The organism is Nocardioides antri, assembly GCF_008373765.1.
Classification (GTDB): domain Bacteria; phylum Actinomycetota; class Actinomycetes; order Propionibacteriales; family Nocardioidaceae; genus Nocardioides; species Nocardioides antri.
Genome location: NZ_VUJW01000095.1, coordinates 1 through 336, shown reverse-complemented (window position 1 = coordinate 336; position 336 = coordinate 1). Strand labels below are relative to the sequence as shown.

Sequence of the window (336 nt, the reverse complement as noted above, 5' to 3'; positions counted from 1 at the left end):
CTAAGTACAACCAGTACTTGAAACTAAGTTCGACGACTGACTGCAACACTCAAGACCGTATTATATTCGGCACCAACACCGCCGACACCACCAGGGAGCAGTGGTTCCTCCAGCCCACGAAGTACGAAAACGACGTCCTGTTCTTCATCTACAATCGCGAGTACAACGATGCTTTGAAGCTCGGTAGGATTGTGGACGCTTCGGGAGACCGTATGGCATTTGGACACGATGGTGAAGTAGCTGGTCTCCCTGACATCTTCTCCTGGTTCGTTACACCTTTCTAGACAATCAAAGGCAACGCTTCATGCTTATGAATAATGAAATAAATGATCACTC

Annotated in this window: 1 protein-coding gene; it reads left to right on the top strand. The window is 47.6% G+C overall.

Going from position 1 to position 336, the window contains the following annotated elements; all coding sequences use genetic code 11:
- Positions 1 to 284: hypothetical protein (locus F0U47_RS22690; protein WP_149730582.1), on the top strand; the 284-nt coding region annotated here is incomplete at its 5' end.
- Between the last annotated feature and the right edge of the window lie 52 nt (positions 285 to 336).